The sequence below is a fragment of the Yersinia sp. 2553 StPb PI genome, assembly GCF_052217105.1.
Classification (GTDB): domain Bacteria; phylum Pseudomonadota; class Gammaproteobacteria; order Enterobacterales; family Enterobacteriaceae; genus Yersinia; species Yersinia enterocolitica_E.
This window is the reverse complement of the sequence record NZ_JAZGPX010000002.1, coordinates 2,945,344-2,962,739: the sequence shown is the minus strand read 5'-3', so window position 1 is coordinate 2,962,739 and position 17,396 is coordinate 2,945,344. Positions and strand designations below refer to the sequence as shown.

Here is a 17,396-nt window from a genome sequence, read left to right as displayed (position 1 = left end):
GGCACCATCTTGGACCAACAGGCAAGCCAATCCAGCACCTTTATCCTCCGTGAGCTGAGTTTTTCGGTTCCCGGCCGAACCTTATTACAGCCACTGTCACTGACATTCCCACAAGGCAAAGTCTGCGGACTTATCGGCCATAATGGTTCCGGTAAATCAACACTATTAAAAATGCTGGGTCGCCATCAGCCACCATCAAGTGGCGAAGCCTTACTCAATGATGTGCCATTAGCACTGTGGGACAGCAAAGCGTTTGCCCGTGAAGTTGCTTATTTGCCACAACAGTTACCGGCGGCTGAAGGGATGACGGTACGTGAATTGGTGGCGATTGGCCGCTATCCGTGGCATGGCGCGTTAGGCCGTTTTCGTCAGGAAGACCGCCAACAAGTGGAAGAGGCAATTGCATTGGTCGATTTAAAACCCTTGGCTAGCCGGTTGGTTGACAGTTTATCCGGTGGTGAACGGCAGCGTGCCTGGTTGGCCATGCTGGTGGCACAAAATAGCCGCTGCCTATTGCTCGATGAACCGACTTCGGCACTGGATATTGCGCACCAGGTAGAGGTATTAGGGTTAATTCAACATCTCAGTCGTGAACGCGGATTGACGGTCATTGCTGTGTTGCATGATATCAATATGGCCGCCCGTTATTGCGACCACTTAGTGGCATTGCGTGGCGGGGAGATGATTGCACAAGGGCCGGCTGACAGCCTGATGCAGGGAGAGGTATTGGAGCAAATCTACGGTATCCCAATGGGGATATTACCGCATCCGGCCGGTGGTGCGCCGGTAAGCTTCGTGTACTAATGACAACACATTTATCCATGGTTGAATCTCATTGCGCGATGCCAGATCACTCTCGGCGCAGACTGCTTACCGCATTAGCACTATCGCCGTTACTGCTGTCATTGCCCAGTTGGGCGCAGAATAGCGGCAAGATTGATGCTAATCGAGTTGTCACGTTAGAGTGGTTACCCACTGAGTTACTGTTGGCATTGGGGGTTACACCTTATGGTGTGGCTGACACCCATAATTACCGACTATGGGTTGAAGATCCTGAATTGCCTGCCAGTGTTATTGATGTGGGGCAGCGTACTGAACCTAACCTGGAACTGCTACAGCAAATGGCACCGTCGCTAATCCTGATGTCGCAAGGCTTTGGCCCTTCGCCGGAAAAACTCGCTCCTATCGCTCCCTCGATGAGTTTTGCCTTTAATGAAGAGGGCAGTTCACCGCTGGCAGTTGGCCGGAACTCATTGCGCACGCTGGGCCAACGGCTAGGGCTAGAAACGGTTGCGGAGCAGCATATTGCTGACTTTACCCACTTTATGCAGGTAGCTCGTCAACGTCTTTATCACACCAGCCAGGCACCACTACTGATGTTTACTCTGTTGGACACTCGCCATGCGCTGGTTATCGGCAAAGGCAGCCTATTCCAAGATGTATTGGACCAATTGAAGATTGAAAATGCCTGGCAGGGAGAAACCAATCTCTGGGGTAGCTCGGTTGTGGGTATTGAACGTTTAGCGACCATAAAACAGGGGCGCGCCATCTGCTTCGATCATGGTAATCGTGAAATGTTACAACAGGTTGCTGGCACTCCGTTGTGGCAATCTATGTCATTTGTGCGTCAAAACCAATTACGAATATTGCCGCCGGTGTGGTTCTACGGCTCAACGTTGTCTGCCATGCGTTTTGTGCGTCTTTTGGAGCAGGCATGGGGTAATGCATCATGATGGCAACCCATCCACGCAAGAGCGGGTTACTGCCCATTGGATTACTTGGGCTGTTATTGATAATTGCCGTGGCACTGACTCTATATAATCTGCGCCAATTATTGCCCGTTTCATTATGGGCTGAAGCGTTATGGCGGCCAGACAACAATGATGTGCGCCAGATGTTATTCCATTACAGCCAGTTACCTAGGTTGGTCGTCGCACTGCTCACCGGTGCTGGGTTAGGGTTAGTCGGTGTTTTATTCCAGCAAGTGCTGCGTAATCCATTGGCCGAACCCGCCACACTCGGTGTCGCGGCGGGTGCCCAACTTGGGCTGACAGTCGCTACCCTATGGATGTTACCCGGTGGCGAATTGACCCGCCAACTGGCAGCAATGGCTGGTGGTATGGTCATCGGTGCGTTGGTATTTGGTGTCGCTTGGGGAAAACGACTCTCGCCTGTCACTCTGATTCTGGCTGGCCTGGTTCTTGGTTTGTACTGTGGTGCAGTTAATGGTCTGTTGGCACTATTTAACTATGACCAGTTGCAGGGGCTGTTCTTATGGAGCAGTGGCGCACTGAATCAGCAGGATTGGAGTACGGTGCAATTTATTCTGCCACGCTTAGTGATTACCTGCATATTGGCAGCTTTACTGATACGCCCATTAACCCTATTGGGGCTAGATGATGGCATTGCTCGTAATCTAGGACTGGGGTTATCACTGGCGCGGTTGAGTGCGCTGGGCGTGGCAATTATTTTCAGTGCGATGTTAGTTAATGCAGTCGGAGTCATTGGGTTTATCGGTCTATTTGCGCCACTGTTGGCGAAAATTTTTGGTGCGCGGCGGTTATCTCAGCGCTTGATACTGGCACCGGTAGTCGGGGCGTTACTGCTCTGGGTTACCGATCAGAGCATCATCTGGCTGACGCAAGTCTGGCGGGAGATCCCTACCGGTGCGGCGACCGCCTTGATTGGTGCACCACTACTGTTGTGGCTACTACCACGTTTACACAGTGCGACCGCACCCAATATGGATTTTGGCGATAATGTTCCTGCTGAACGACAGCATTTAGGATTATGGATAAGTGTTGGTTTGCTGTTACTGCTGGCTGGGTTGACGGTAGCGCTTATGCTCGGCCGCGACAATCAGGGCTGGAGTTGGATTACCGGTGATGAACTTCAGGCAGTGTTACATTGGCGCTGGCCACGTGTGCTCGCGGCATTATCGGCCGGTATGATGCTGGCGGTGGCGGGGACCTTAATCCAAAAACTGACGGGTAACCCAATGGCTAGCCCCGAAGTTCTGGGTATCAGCTCTGGTGCTTCTTTCGGGGTGGTGGTCATGATGTTTATCGTGCCAGGTAATGCGTTGCTATGGTTGCTACCCGCCGGGAGCTTAGGGGCTGCGGCCACGTTATTGTTGATTCTGGTGGTTGCTGGTCGTGGCGGGTTCTCTCCAGGCAGAATGCTATTAGCAGGGATTGCACTGAGCACCGCCTTTACCACGGTAATCACTATGTTACTGGCCAGTGGCGACCCACGTATGCGCGGCTTGCTGGCGTGGATTTCTGGCTCTACCTACTCGGTTAATGGAACACAGGCAGTAACAACCGGTTTAGTTGCTTTGGTGCTGATTACATTAGCGCCACTGTGCCGCAGATGGTTAATGATTTTGCCATTGGGCAGTGTCACAGCCAGAGCACTGGGTATGGCGCTTGCACCTAGCCGGTTAGCCATTTTGTTATTGGCTGCCATCTTAACTGCCGCGGCTACCCTGACAGTTGGACCTTTAAGTTTTGTCGGGCTGATGGCACCACATATGGCGCGTATGATGGGCTTTCGCCGAGCCATTCCACAACTGTTTATCGCGGCTATTTTAGGTGGACTGCTGATGGTATTTGCCGACTGGTGTGGCCGCATGCTGTTGTTCCCGAACCAAATCCCCGCAGGGTTGTTGGCAACATTTATTGGTGCTCCTTACTTTGTTTATTTATTGCGTAAACAAGGGCGGTAAGCGGTTATTATGTCAATAATCTGCTTCGTTTGAATATGGATTCTGAACTGTAGTTAGATTTTTTATCAAATATATCATCGAGCTATTAATTATGAGTCGATGATATAGAGGATATTGGGTTAATTTATAGTAATATTATTTAATGATTATTGTATTTAAAATTATTATAAATAAAAATACTACATGCATTGTTAATTATATTTAAACTCAGTTAAATTTAATAAGTAATAAAGTATTGCTCATGAGTTTTTATATGATAGTGTGAAAGAATCAGGCAGAAAATCCACCGCGTTACTTAGACGCTAATTGTGATTGTCAATTTGATAGTTACCTGTATATTATCAAACTAAATAATGCAATGTAAATTATTTTTAAGTTATTAGTTTGTCTGATTATTCTACTCATTATTTAGTGGTAATTAAATTGGAGAGAAATAAGATGACTGAATTAATTCATGAAAAAAGTAAGTTTTTTCTGCATGGAGTTAATGACAAGGTGTTGATTAATATCTTGTTAATATATGGCCTGATAGTGACAGGCTTTGGTGTGTTACTCATTTCCGATGTATTAACTTTTTCTCTGACGACGCACATTGATACTGTTCAACCAGTAACCCGTAATATAATAGATTATCACCCAGTTGAAGTTAAAATGCCTACACTTCCTATGGGGCCAAGTTGGAATGGTAGTAGTGGTGGTGATATTCCACAGTATGTAGAAATATCAGAATTACTTTATACCGTTAATCGGCATTAAATTAATTAAGCGCATTAAACCTCTGGGCTTTAATTTATAACCACCTCCAGCGTTTTGGCGGTGGTTATAGTATCTATAGATATTAAAGTTTGGCAAAGCACCGGCGGGCAGCATCGACGGTTCTCTGGATATCCTCTTTGCTATGTGCGACGGACATAAAACCGGCTTCAAACGCAGAAGGGGCCAGATAGACGCCTTCTGCCAGCATCAAATGGAAGAAACGTTTAAAGCGTTCAACATCACAATTCATGACATCCTGATAGCAGGTGACCGTTGGTGAATTGCTAAAGAAGATACCAAACATGCCACCAACGTGGTTAACCACCAGCGGGATATTCTCTGCTTGTGCTGCATCGAGCAGGCCAGTTGCCAGTAAATCGGTTAACTCGGTCAGGGTTTCATGAATACCTACCTGTGCCACTTCAGTTAAACAGGCATAACCCGCCGCCATAGCGATAGGGTTCCCGGAGAGAGTTCCCGCCTGATAAACTGGTCCAGTCGGTGCCAGTGCCTCCATGACATCACGGCGACCACCGAAAGCACCCACCGGCATACCACCACCGATAATTTTCCCCAGACAGGTTAAGTCAGGAATGACATGGTAGTAATCCTGCGCCCCGGCTAATGCCACCCGGAAACCCGTCATGACCTCATCAATAATCAGCAATGCACCAAATTCATCACATAGATCACGCAGCCCCGGCAGGAATTCTGGCTGCGGTAGTATGCAGTTCATATTGCCAGCGACAGGTTCAACAATGATACAGGCGATTTCTTGTGGGTATTGCTCAAAGGCTTCACGTACAGAGGCGAGATCGTTATAAATACAGGTCAGAGTGTGCTTAGCGAAATCAGCCGGTACCCCCGGAGAGTTTGGCTGACCGAGGGTCAATGCGCCAGAGCCTGCTTTTACTAATAGGCAGTCGGCGTGGCCGTGATAGCAGCCTTCAAACTTGATGATTTTATCGCGCGCAGTGAAACCTCGGGCTAGACGAATGGCGCTCATGGTGGCTTCGGTACCGGAGTTAACCATCCGTACCATATCCATGGTTGGCACTAATTCTGTCACCAACTCAGCCATTTTGACTTCCATCGCTGTCGGTGCGCCAAAGCTTAGGCCGCGCTCGACTGCTTCAATTACGGCCTGACGAATGGCGGGATGATTGTGACCAAGCACCATCGGACCCCAGGAGCCGACATAATCGATGTAAGCTTTACCATCGACATCAAATAGATAAGCGCCGTCAGCACGTTCAATAAACAATGGAACGCCACCGACACCGGTGAATGCACGCACCGGAGAGTTAACCCCGCCTGGGATCACCTGCTGTGCCTGGGCATACAGACTTTCGGACTTACTCATAAACTGGCTCCTGAATTGGGCTTGATGACATTGGCTGAGATGATATTATATTAAATAACAGTGAGTTATATAAAATTAATGTTGTTAACATCAGCTATGACCATAGACAATGGTGCCTATTCTAAAGAACTGGCCGCGGTTATCAAATGATTGGGCATAATTAACTGCTAGCTTGCGCGACGTGCCGCATATTCGAAACTTTCATCGCTAAACTTACATTCTAAGCCAGAGTGTTTCATCGACGTTTAAGCAGGCACATCATGATGATGTAGTCTAAACTCAGACTACTGTTCATTTGTATTACTTATTATTCAATTGATAAATAGACTAATCATGACTGATTCAACGCAACCAATGCCTGCTGAAGGCGTTACTGAACTCAAACGGGGTCGTTTTATCCGAGCATTGGTTAATCGTGATAAAACGCCGTTGGTTATTCTTATTATGGCTGGTGTGGTCGGGGTTGTTACCGGTTTGCTGGCTGTGGCTTTTGATCGCGGCGTCGATTGGATCCAACAACAAAGGTTGGCAACGCTGGCCAAAGTCGCGGATTACGCAATTTTGGTATGGCCGTTGGCTTTCGTTATGTCGGCGTTGCTGGCGATGGTAGGTTATTTTTTGGTGCGTCGTTTTGCTCCTGAGGCTGGTGGTTCAGGTATTCCTGAAATCGAAGGGGCAATGGAGGAGATGCGGCCAGTGCGCTGGTGGCGGGTTATTCCGGTTAAATTTATTGGCGGCCTTGGAACATTAGGGGCGGGCATGGTGTTAGGCCGGGAAGGGCCGATGGTACAGATGGGGGGTAATAGCGGGCGGATGATTGTCGATATCTTTCGTCTGCACAGCCCTGAAGCACGTCACTCATTGCTGGCAACAGGTGCAGCTGCCGGGTTGTCTGCGGCCTTCAATGCCCCGCTGGCGGGGATTTTGTTCGTTATTGAAGAGATGCGCTCTCAGTTCCGCTACAGTCTGGTGTCAATCAAAGCCGTATTTGTCGGGGTGATAACATCTACTATCGTCTACCGCTATTTTAACGGTGAACATGCGGTTATTGATGTCGGTAAAATGAGCGAAGTGCCACTGGACACATTATGGCTTTACCTTGTGCTGGGGATTATTTTCGGTGCCATCGGTGTGATGTTCAATGCGTTAATATTCCGCACGCAGGATATGTTCATGCGTTTCCACGGTGGTGATTGGCGCAAGTTAGTTTTGCTTGGCGGCCTGCTGGGAGGAATGTGTGGTTTATTGGCATTGTTTCATGGCGAGGCTGTGGGGGGTGGTTTTGCATTAATTCCTATTGCGACAGCCGGTAACTTCAGTATCGGCATGTTGCTATTCATTTTTATTGCTCGAGTTATTACGACACTATTGTGCTTTGGTTCTGGTGCACCTGGCGGGATATTTGCCCCAATGTTGGCTTTAGGAACTATTTTGGGTACTGCTTTTGGTTTGTCCTGCGCGTATTTTTTCCCCGAATACGGCATTGAGGCCGGGACTTTTGCTATTGCCGGGATGGGGGCGCTGTTTGCTGCATCGGTACGTGCACCACTGACTGGGATAGTTTTGGTGTTGGAGATGACCGATAATTATCAGCTTATTTTACCAATGATAGTGACCTGCTTGGGCGCCACATTAATAGCACAATTTATGGGGGGTAAGCCCTTGTATTCAGCTATTTTAGCCCGCACATTACAAAGACAAGAGCAGGCTGCATCTGCGAGTGAACAACAACAACCGGTGGTTGAAAATGATACTCAAACAGGTAGATAATATATAACATTAGCCAGCAATACTTGAATGAATTACTCAGGTATTAGATAATTGATGATTAGATCAGGCTGCCATTGTAGTAACCTGCAACTCGAACACCGGTTGGGAGTGATGAGTATGAGCGATGAAACAGTACTGCCCCTACAGTTTACTGAGGCAGCAGCTAAGAAAGTTAAACTGCTGATTTCTGATGAGGAAAATCCGAATCTGAAGCTGCGGGTTTATATTACCGGTGGCGGATGCAGCGGGTTCCAGTATGGTTTTACTTTCGATGATCAAATCAACGATGGGGATATGACCATCGAAAAGCAAGGCGTGGAATTGGTTGTTGATCCGATGAGCCTGCAATATCTGGTCGGCGGTGCGGTGGATTATACCGAAGGGTTGGAAGGCTCACGCTTTATTGTGACGAACCCGAATGCGAAAAGTACCTGTGGTTGCGGTTCTTCTTTCAGCATTTAATTTATCCTGTGTCCTTGATGCTACAACGACGTTAGCTGTATTCACTTAACCGAACCACTGAATTGCAGCTCATCGGGATTAGTGAGCCTCATTTTGAAGGCACACTCTACGGGCTAGCATCAATGCTGTTCAAATCGCTTCTGACTGATTTGTCGTTCGTTTACTGCCCTGCTGTAACACCAATGACTTTGGGTATAATTAGTCCACTCAATTTCCGATAAAAAACCGCAACTTTAATAGTTGCGGTTTTTTTCATCTGAATATTACCATTCTACAGTGATCAACTGTGTCATCTGGCTGTTACTGGTTTGGCTGAGTAATGAGCCATCTGTCGCAATAAAAGAATGGCTGATTTTAGGTTCGCTAACCAAGCCACCTCCTCGTTGGCAGTGTATTTGTGGATAATTTACTTTTGCATCGTTAGCTATGTGTTCATTTTGATTCGGTGATTGCACCTGACAAGATGGCACGATAGTTAAGCTTAATTCTATTGTGCCGCTTAGCCAGCGACGGACTGGCAATGAATGCCAGCCAAAACGTAAACAAAAAATATTTCATGATTTATGACTGCATTTTTATCTGTCGGTGTCCCATTCAGCCAGCTAAATGGGGATATCCTGCTTATTGACGCCGCAGCGTTGTTAGCTATCAGGGCCAATTATTTTGGATAGATATATCGGCTAATTATTTAAAAACTTGAAGATTTAGATCATACAAATTAGACCAATCACTCTATTAGTGCTCTATTTCAAATGTGGGTAGTTTTAAACGCCAGCGGATAGCTGCAAGCCGGATACCGAGCGTAATCACCATGCCCAGCATCATTGCTTGTTGTAAGGGCATACCAAAAGTATAGAACGCGGTAGCATGAACGATACCACCAATAATGCAGGCGGTAGCATAAATTTCAGTGCGCAGGATCATTGGGATCTCGCGGGCTAATACATCGCGGATAATCCCACCGCCGACTCCGGTTATAACACCCATACAGATAGCCACTAACGGGCTGGCACCAGCCGCAAAGGCTTTATTGACGCCGATACCGACGAATACTGCCAGACCAATAGCATCAAGCACCGGCAGGATCCATTTAGGTGTTCGACGAGGTTGACGCACCAACAAAATGGTTGCCAGACAGGTCACCATTGCAACCACTAAGTCAGTAGGATCTTTCACCCAAAAAACCGGGCCATTGGCCAAGGCCATATCGCGGATTGTTCCCCCACCGACAGCCGTCACCACCCCTAAAACCAGCACACCAAACGGGTCCATACGCAACTTCCCCGCTAGCAATACACCAGAGATAGCAAATACCGCAGTACCTAAAATATCCAGCCAATAAACCAGCATTAATGTGACTCCGCCACGGGGGATTGAAAGCTGGCCATTTGTTGGCACAACTGTTCAGCGGCCAGCAGGATACGCGGACCCGAACGATTAAACCAGTCCTCATTCAGCGTTATAACAGGAATTGCAAGCTGAGGTTGCCAGAAGGCTCTGACATTATCAGCTTGTGGCTGGTCACCGCTGACTACGATCACCTGTGGTTGGCGTGTCATGACTTGTTCCCGACTGACTTGAGGCCAAGGAACACGACTGCCAGCAAAAATATTTTCTCCACCACACAGGGAAATAACCTCACTTTGTAACGTATGCCCAGAGCTGGTAAACAGCGGCTGAGTACCAAACTGTAAAAAGGTACGCAAGGGCGTGTTACGGGCATTGTGGCGACGTAATTCAGTAACCTTCTGACGGAGTTGAGCTGCGGCTTGGTGGGCCTGTTCAGGATGCTGGCTGTATTGCGCCAATTTATCCAGATCACCAGCAATTTGATCAATATTTACCGGATCAGAATAGAAGATTGGAATACCAAAGGCGGCGAGTTGATCAAGCGGGCGTTGTGGATTACCGCCACGCCACGCGAGGATCAAGTCTGGCTTTAATGCCAAAATACGTTCGACATTCACGCCTTGCCAGGATGCAACTTGCTCAAGCTTTTTAGCCGCTTCCGGGTAATCAGAGTAAGCACTTACTGCAACCAGTTTATCGCCTAATCCCGCGGCATAAGCCAGTTCAGTGGTGCTGGGGGATAAGCTGATAATCCGCTCTACTGCCACTGCGTATGGTGCAAACAGGGCAAACGAAAACAGGCCGAGCAACAACGTTATTGCTGCTCGTGATAGGGAGAAAATACGGGAACGGACCATTAATTGCGGTTAGCCAGTGTGGTTAACATGGCTTCGATCATAAGCGTCGACTGCTGAGCGGCGACCACTAAGAACTCTTCAAAGCTCAGATGAGACTCCTGATCAGCCACATCAGAAATCGCACGAACCACAACGAAAGGTGTCTTGAACAGATGACAAACATGGCCGATAGCGGCGGCTTCCATCTCGACTGCTGCCACCGACGGGAAGGCCGCGCGGATACGGGCCAGGGGGGCTGAACCATTAATAAAGGCATCGCCGCTGCAAATCAGGCCGCGTACTGCATGTAAGTTCAATTGATTAATGCAGCTTTCTGCCAGTGCAATCAACTCAGCATCAGCAATGAAAGCGGGAGGGCAACCGGCCATTTGGCCTGCTTCATAGCCGAATGCGGTCACATCAGCATCGTGATAGCGAACTTCGTTAGAAACAACGATATCACCCACTTTCAAACTGGAGGCTAAACCACCCGCAGAGCCGGTATTGATTACCACGTCTGGCTGGCAATGCTCTAACAGCAATGTTGTTCCCATGGCCGCAGAGACTTTACCAATGCCGGATTTTAGTAATGCGACATCAACGCCATTGAGTTTACCGGTGTAAATTTCGCAACCTGCTCGTGTCAAGGTTTGGCGATTTTCAATTTTATCACGCAGCAACGTAACTTCTTGCTCCATCGCACCAATAATGCCTACTTTCATATGGATACCCGCTGATTTTAAAGAGTGGATTAGGTTGTAATTATCAACGCACAGTTTATCAGTTAAGTGAGATATCCGGGTAGCTCAGCAAAGATAATGCGTAATGTGCCGCAGTTCATGCGTAATCAATTGCATCTGTTGGCGGGAGTCGGTATCACTGTTTATATTAAATGATCAGGGGGATAACATGTCCGGGATCGACTTTAAGCAGAAAATCAGTTTTCAGCGGCCGTTTGGTAAATCCAGTTCGGCGGAAGATGAATATGAGATTACCCGAGTATTTGAAAGTGATCGGGGTCGGATTGTGAATTCTGCCGCCATTCGGCGTTTGCAGCAAAAAACACAGGTCTTCCCACTGGAACGTAATGCCGCTGTTCGTAGCCGTTTAACCCACTCGTTGGAAGTGCAACAAGTGGGGCGTTATATTGCCAAAGAGATCCTTAATCGGTTTAAGCAGGATAAAAAAATCACAGCTTATGGGCTGGATAAGCTGCTTGATCCCTTTGAAAGCATAGTGGAAATGGCTTGCCTGATGCATGACATCGGTAATCCTCCCTTTGGCCATTTTGGTGAATCAGCTATCAATAACTGGTTTACAAAACAGATGGACCCTAACGGCGGTGGTGCGGAACCTCGTGGTAAGGATCATTGTCAGGTTAATGCATTAAGGCTGCGGGAAGGGGAAACAGAACTTAATATCCTGCGCAGTAAAATCCGCCATGACCTAAGCCAGTTTGAAGGTAACGCACAAGCCATTCGGTTGGTTTACAGTTTATTAAAACTGAATCTGACTTATGCTCAGGTAGGATGCATTCTTAAATATACCAAACCGGCGTATTGGTCAGGCGATATTCCTGCTTCTCATCACTATTTGATGAAGAAACCAGGGTTTTATCTGGCTGAAGAAGACTATGTTAAAGATTTACGTCGTGAACTCAATATGGGAGAGTTCAATCGTTTCCCTCTGACATATATTATGGAAGCTGCGGATGATATTTCTTATTGTATTGCTGACTTAGAAGATGCAGTAGAAAAAAGTATTTTCAGCGTTGAACAACTTTATGATCATATGATGCAAGAGTGGGGCGAAGTTACCCATGGCGACTTGTTTGATAAAGTTGTTGGTGGCGCATTCCGGCAATTAGGTCGCGGGCAAGGCCGGCGCAGTTCGGAAGATCAATTCTTTATGTATTTACGGGTAAATACTGTCGGGAAGTTAGTTCCCCATGCAGCACAACGGTTTATTGAAAATTTACCCACGGTATTTTCTGGCTCGTTCAATCAGGCATTATTAGAAGACTCCAGCCCCGCGTGTAAATTACTGCAAATTTTTAAAAAGGTGGCAGTAAAACATGTGTTTAATCATCCTGAAGTAGAACAGCTTGAATTACAAGGATATAGAGTTATTAGTGGGCTACTTGATATTTACAGCCCATTATTATCTATGCCGCAAACGGCCTTTACACAGTTAGTGGCAGAAGACAGCCACCGCCAGTATCCTATTGAGACGCGGTTGTTCCATAAATTGTCTACTAAGCATCGCTTGGCTTATGCGGAATCGACAGAGCGGTTACGTAATTTATCGTCAGAACAACATGAGATCTATGAATATTATTATCGTGCTCGTTTAATTCAGGATTATATCAGTGGGATGACGGATCTTTATGCTTATGATGAATATCGGCGATTGATGGCTGCGGAATAGTATCCAAGCAAAGTGAGTTGTCCGTTTAATTAACTGTAGTTTTGTAAAGACGGACAATATTTTTTACTATTCCGATTATTGGTTCTATGAACTTCATCCCCCATATTTAATCTTACTATGCAAGACGGCTATATCCTTCTCTTGGCGTTGCCGCGTAGTGAGTGGCTTTCGTTACTCGACCCATCCCTATCGTTGAGCTTTAGTTCGCTCATTAGGATTCGCGCGATTGCTCACTGACTGCTACGTCAATTATTTTGGATATAAGTCAGTTATACCCTTTGTCTCTGAAGCTGCTAGGTTGTTAGCCGCAACTTCAATTTCTTTGGGTATATATACCATTTATTGACCCCTTATTAATTGTACAGCGAGAACCAGAATACATGAAAAAAACAACTTTAGTGTTAAGTGCACTGGCATTGAGCATCGGTTTAGCCATGGGGCCGGTTTCTTCTGCTATTTCGGCAGAGACGGCCTCTTCTAGCAGCCAGCAGCTCCCTAGCCTGGCGCCAATGCTAGAGAAAGTGATGCCTTCTGTTGTGAGCATCAACGTGGAGGGTAGCACCCAGGTTAGCAACTCCGGTGCTGGTGGCGTGCCACCACAGTTCCAGCAGTTCTTTGGTGATGACTCGCCGTTCTGTCAAGACGGTTCACCGTTCCAAGGCTCCCCGATGTGTCAGGGCGGGCAGGGTGGCAAAGGGGGATCACCTAGCAAGCAGGATTTCCGAGCGCTCGGTTCAGGTGTCATTATTGACGCTGCCAAAGGTTATGTCGTTACCAATAACCACGTGGTAGATAATGCGACTAAAATCAGCGTTAAACTGAGCGATGGCCGTAGCTATGAAGCAAAAGTGATCGGTAAAGATCCGCGAACTGATATCGCGTTATTGCAGTTAAAAGATTTTAAAAATCTGACTGCAATTAAAATCGCAGATTCTGATCAATTGCGTGTGGGTGATTATACCGTTGCTATCGGTAACCCATATGGTCTGGGTGAAACCGTAACATCCGGTATCGTGTCTGCTTTGGGGCGCAGTGGTCTGAACGTGGAAAACTACGAAAACTTTATCCAGACTGATGCCGCGATTAACCGTGGTAACTCCGGTGGCGCATTGATCAACCTGAACGGTGAGCTGATTGGTATCAACACTGCGATCCTGGCACCAGATGGCGGTAACATCGGTATTGGTTTCGCTATCCCAAGTAACATGGTGAAAAACCTGACATCTCAAATGGTTGAATTTGGTCAGGTGAAACGTGGTGAATTGGGCATTATGGGCACCGAACTGAACTCTGAGCTGGCCAAAGCCATGAATGTTGATGCACAGAAAGGTGCCTTTATCAGTCAGGTCTTGCCAAAATCTGCGGCGGCCAAAGCCGGGATCAAAGCTGGTGACGTGATTGTCAGCATGAATGGTAAAGCAATCAATAGCTTCGCAGGTTTCCGTGCTGAGATTGGTACTCTGCCAGTGGGCAGTAAAATGACCTTAGGTCTGCTACGTGACGGTAAACCTGTCAATGTGGAAGTGACCTTAGAGCAGAGCAGCCAAACTCAGGTTGATTCCGGTAATCTCTATACTGGAATTGAAGGTGCGGAGCTGAGCAACTCTGATGTTAATGGTAAAAAAGGTGTGAAAGTTGATAGCGTGAAAGCCGGCACTGCCGCTGCACGTATTGGCCTGAAAAAAGGCGATATCATCATGGGGATTAACCAGCAGTCAGTTCAAAATCTGGGTGAGCTGCGGAAGATTCTCGATACCAAACCATCAGTGCTGGCGCTGAATATTCAGCGTGGTGACACTTCACTCTATTTATTAATGCAGTAATCGGCATTAATAACGCCAAAAGGGCGCAGTTCATTATGACTGTGCCCTTTTTTTATGTTGAAGCGGGGGTGTGCTAAGCAGTACCTAAATAGCTTTTGGCAGCATAGCGAACATTCTCTATCTCATCTAATAATTCAAGCCATTCAGGTTGCAAGCCTTGTAAATCTGTTTGCTGGCGCAATTGCTGCTCAATTGTCATGCACAATTGCTTCAGTCGCGGCACACCGCTACATGCACAACTGCCATGGAACTTATGAATTAGGTTCAGAATATCGTTGTCATGACTACCTGCCAATATAGCCTGCACGCGACCTATCACTTGCGGCATAAATTCTAATAACATAGTTAACAGGTCTCTGGCGAGAGCCTCTTTATTGGCTGCTTGCCTGACTGCCAGTGGCCAATCTATCGCCCCGTCACATTCAGATTGAAGTACCGGCAAGTGAGCAGCCTGCACCAGAAGGGGGGCTGAACTATCATGCTGAAAGCGGGAAAGTGCCTGAATTAATCGAGCTTCATCAATCGGTTTTGCCAGATAGTCAGCCATCCCCAGTTTTAACAACTGTTCTTGCTGGCCTCTTACGGCGTGGGCGGTGACTGCAATAATGGGGGTATCCAGATGATGGGACATCTGATGAATGACTTCGCTGGCACGGATACCATCAATTTCAGGCATTTGAATATCCATTAAGATGATATCCAGCGTGTTTTCTCGGGCATAGGCAATGGCTTTTGCGCCACTGTCACACAACACGGTCTCTTCGACCTGTTCTTCAAGCAGGGTGCCAATGAGTTTTAGGTTAGCTGGATTGTCGTCAACTGCCATTACCTTAAACGGTAATTTAGCCAACTTGTCCGCTTGCTCCACTACGGGTAATTCACTGTGAGGTTCTTCAGATAACAGCAATGGAATCAATCTATTCGATGACAAAGGTTTGACCAGACATGCTTTGGCACCGAGCTGTTTAAGTTGCTCAGCCTCCACCTGTGACTGGCTTGGTAGAGCCAGAATTACGCGCTCGGAAATTTTCAGCGCCGCTACCAGTTTATCTTGATGAACCGCCATATTATTACGGAACGGAATGGGTACCCCCACCAGCAGGAAATCATAATGTTGGCGCGGTAATTGCGCTAACGTCGGGCTATGAGTGACCTGCAAGGGCGTGACACTCAGAATATCTAGCGTGGCCCTTGCTGCACAAGTATTGCGCTCAACATAGGCGAGTGTTTTCCCCTCTAAGTACGACATATCAGGATGGCGATAAGAGAGGGTTTCGTTAAGATCCAGTGTGAGATGGAACCTAAAGGTTGAGCCGCGATCTACTTGGCTGTGAAAGCTAATATCGCCCCCCATCTCTTTGACCAATCTTTCGGTAATGACCAATCCAAGGCCGGTCCCTCCGTGTCGACGCGAGATACTGGCATCCGCCTGACGAAAAGCCTGGAATAGCTGAGCCTGTTGGGATTCAGAAATACCAATGCCCGTATCGTGAATCTCTACTACCAGAGTGACTTGTTGTGCTGTCTTCGCCTGCACAGCAACCAGAATATCGATATTGCCCTGTTCGGTGAATTTAATCGCATTACCGAGCAAGTTCGTGACAATTTGCTGCAAACGCATCGCATCCCCGACTACCTGCTCGGGGACATCATTATTAACATGCAGTGTCAGCTCCAGCCCTTTCTCATGTGCGGTGTGTGCCAGTAAGATAATGACTTCATCCAGTGCACCACGTAGTGGGAAGGGAATGTGTTCAAGAATGAGTTTTTCGGCCTCCAGTTTGGAGAAGTCGAGAACATCATTAATGATGCATAACAGGTTGTTGGCTGAACGTTGGATAGTCTGCAAATAGTCAGTTTGTGTGGGGGTTAGCGAAGTTTTCAACGTTTGGCGCGTAAAACCAATGACACCATTTAGCGGAGTTCGTAGCTCGTGAGACATGTTAGCCAGAAACTCCGACTTAATGCGTGCCGCTTCCTGTGCCCGCTTTTTTGCCAGCCCCAGCTCAACATTTTGTATCTCCATCTGTTCCAGTGTTTCGCGTAAATCAGATGTCGCTTGATCGATATTTTGCTGCATCTCTTCGTGATAGGCCGCCAACGACATCGCCATCGAATTGATACCATTTTTCAGAATATTCAGCTCGCCGAGCATATGTCCTTCGACCCGGCTATCCAATTGCCCTCGACGAATACGGTCAACAGCATTCACCATGTTACGGATTGGGCCGGTAACATCGCGCATCAAACGATAAGCAAACAAAATCGCTACACACATGCAAAACAGCAACAGCAGGGTTGAAATAAAGATCTCTTTGTATTGCTGCAAACGCACCGATTGTAAATCCAAATCTATGGCGATATAGCCTAGTGGCTGATGGGTTATATCCGAATCCGAGACTCTGTCACTGGATAAGTTGGATTCCGAGACAATAGGCATTCGCATAATCAGCGAGTCGCCGCGATAAGAGAGCATCAGCGACTCAGGGATAGAATCACCTTTAGGTAACCTTAATTGTGAGGAATTGTAATTATAGTTAGATGTGACAAAAAGATTGTTATCTGCGTCGAAAACGGATATTGACCGAACAATATTCGAGTGACGGCGATGAAGCAGGTTAATCAACTGACGGACAGTATCGCGGTTACGAAAGGTCATGCCATATTCACTGGCAACCGCCAACGGTTCGATAATATTAGTGCCTGCATTAACTATTTGTTTTTGAAGCTCATTATAACGATTTACCATAAAGGAAGTACTGAGTAACAGCCCAAGAAGCAGCGTGGGGGCCAGGATTAAAATCATCATGCGCGCGCGAAGACTGTATTTGGTCATGGTATTCCAATGTGGGAGAATCGGCAGCTTACAAAACCAGTGCTTG

Annotated in this window: 13 protein-coding genes; 8 read left to right on the top strand and 5 right to left on the bottom strand. The window is 47.3% G+C overall.

All coding sequences use genetic code 11. The annotated features are described in order from the left end of the window. Positions 1–9 precede the first annotated feature (9 nt). The 4 genes from fhuC to V2A84_RS15105 all read left to right on the top strand — a co-directional run bounded on the left by fhuC (position 10) and on the right by V2A84_RS15105 (position 4,483). On the top strand, positions 10–804 hold the full coding sequence (gene fhuC / locus V2A84_RS15120) for a Fe3+-hydroxamate ABC transporter ATP-binding protein FhuC (protein WP_083160448.1): 795 nt from the start codon (positions 10–12) through the stop codon (positions 802–804). Then, entirely contained in the window at positions 804–1,733 is a 930-nt protein-coding gene (gene fhuD / locus V2A84_RS15115) for a Fe(3+)-hydroxamate ABC transporter substrate-binding protein FhuD (RefSeq protein ID WP_083160446.1), read from the top strand. The genes fhuC and fhuD overlap by 1 nt, the downstream gene beginning before the upstream one ends. Continuing rightward, entirely contained in the window at positions 1,730–3,727 is a 1,998-nt protein-coding gene (gene fhuB, locus V2A84_RS15110) for a Fe(3+)-hydroxamate ABC transporter permease FhuB (protein WP_083160444.1), read from the top strand. The genes fhuD and fhuB overlap by 4 nt, the downstream gene beginning before the upstream one ends. Before the next feature lie 438 nt (positions 3,728–4,165). Then, on the top strand, positions 4,166–4,483 hold the full coding sequence (locus V2A84_RS15105; protein WP_083160442.1) for an E492 group microcin: 318 nt from the start codon (positions 4,166–4,168) through the stop codon (positions 4,481–4,483). An 82-nt stretch (positions 4,484–4,565) separates the two neighbouring features. Here V2A84_RS15105 and hemL read toward each other — a convergent pair whose 3' ends face one another. Next, the gene (gene hemL / locus V2A84_RS15100; RefSeq protein ID WP_083160440.1) at positions 4,566–5,846 is read right to left on the bottom strand and encodes a glutamate-1-semialdehyde 2,1-aminomutase; all 1,281 of its coding nucleotides are present in this window, start codon (positions 5,844–5,846) and stop codon (positions 4,566–4,568) included. 333 nt (positions 5,847–6,179) lie between these two features. Here hemL and clcA point away from each other — a divergent pair, with 333 nt between their 5' ends. Both clcA and erpA read left to right on the top strand, forming a co-directional pair. Beyond that, positions 6,180–7,616, top strand: coding sequence for a H(+)/Cl(-) exchange transporter ClcA (clcA, locus tag V2A84_RS15095; protein WP_083160438.1), 1,437 nt, complete (start codon positions 6,180–6,182; stop codon positions 7,614–7,616). A 117-nt stretch (positions 7,617–7,733) separates the two neighbouring features. Then, entirely contained in the window at positions 7,734–8,078 is a 345-nt protein-coding gene (erpA, locus tag V2A84_RS15090; RefSeq protein WP_004706254.1) for an iron-sulfur cluster insertion protein ErpA, read from the top strand. Between the two features lie 735 nt (positions 8,079–8,813). Here erpA and V2A84_RS15085 read toward each other — a convergent pair. Genes V2A84_RS15085 through mtnN form a run of 3 tightly spaced genes read right to left on the bottom strand, consistent with a single transcriptional unit; the run spans position 8,814 to position 10,986 of the window. Then, on the bottom strand, positions 8,814–9,428 hold the full coding sequence (locus V2A84_RS15085; protein ID WP_019211026.1) for a TRIC cation channel family protein: 615 nt from the start codon (positions 9,426–9,428) through the stop codon (positions 8,814–8,816). Beyond that, the gene (btuF, locus tag V2A84_RS15080) at positions 9,428–10,285 is read right to left on the bottom strand and encodes a vitamin B12 ABC transporter substrate-binding protein BtuF (protein WP_102970470.1); all 858 of its coding nucleotides are present in this window, start codon (positions 10,283–10,285) and stop codon (positions 9,428–9,430) included. The genes V2A84_RS15085 and btuF overlap by 1 nt, the downstream gene beginning before the upstream one ends. Beyond that, positions 10,285–10,986: a 5'-methylthioadenosine/S-adenosylhomocysteine nucleosidase gene (mtnN, locus tag V2A84_RS15075; RefSeq protein ID WP_083160436.1), complete on the bottom strand. Its 702-nt coding sequence runs from the start codon at positions 10,984–10,986 to the stop codon at positions 10,285–10,287. The genes btuF and mtnN overlap by 1 nt, the downstream gene beginning before the upstream one ends. Before the next feature lie 187 nt (positions 10,987–11,173). On the opposite strand from mtnN, the gene dgt reads away from it, so the two are divergent. Next, a complete protein-coding gene (dgt, locus tag V2A84_RS15070) occupies positions 11,174–12,691 on the top strand; it encodes a dGTPase (RefSeq protein WP_083160434.1) in 1,518 nt (505 codons plus the stop codon). 380 nt (positions 12,692–13,071) lie between these two features. Beyond that, positions 13,072–14,514 (top strand): serine endoprotease DegP, encoded by a 1,443-nt coding sequence (gene degP / locus V2A84_RS15065; protein WP_083160432.1) that lies wholly within the window; start codon positions 13,072–13,074, stop codon positions 14,512–14,514. Between the two features lie 73 nt (positions 14,515–14,587). On the opposite strand, the gene barA is transcribed toward degP, so the two are convergent. Then, complete coding sequence (barA, locus tag V2A84_RS15060) at positions 14,588–17,350, bottom strand: two-component sensor histidine kinase BarA (RefSeq protein ID WP_083160430.1); 2,763 nt, start codon at positions 17,348–17,350, stop codon at positions 14,588–14,590. Between the last annotated feature and the right edge of the window lie 46 nt (positions 17,351–17,396).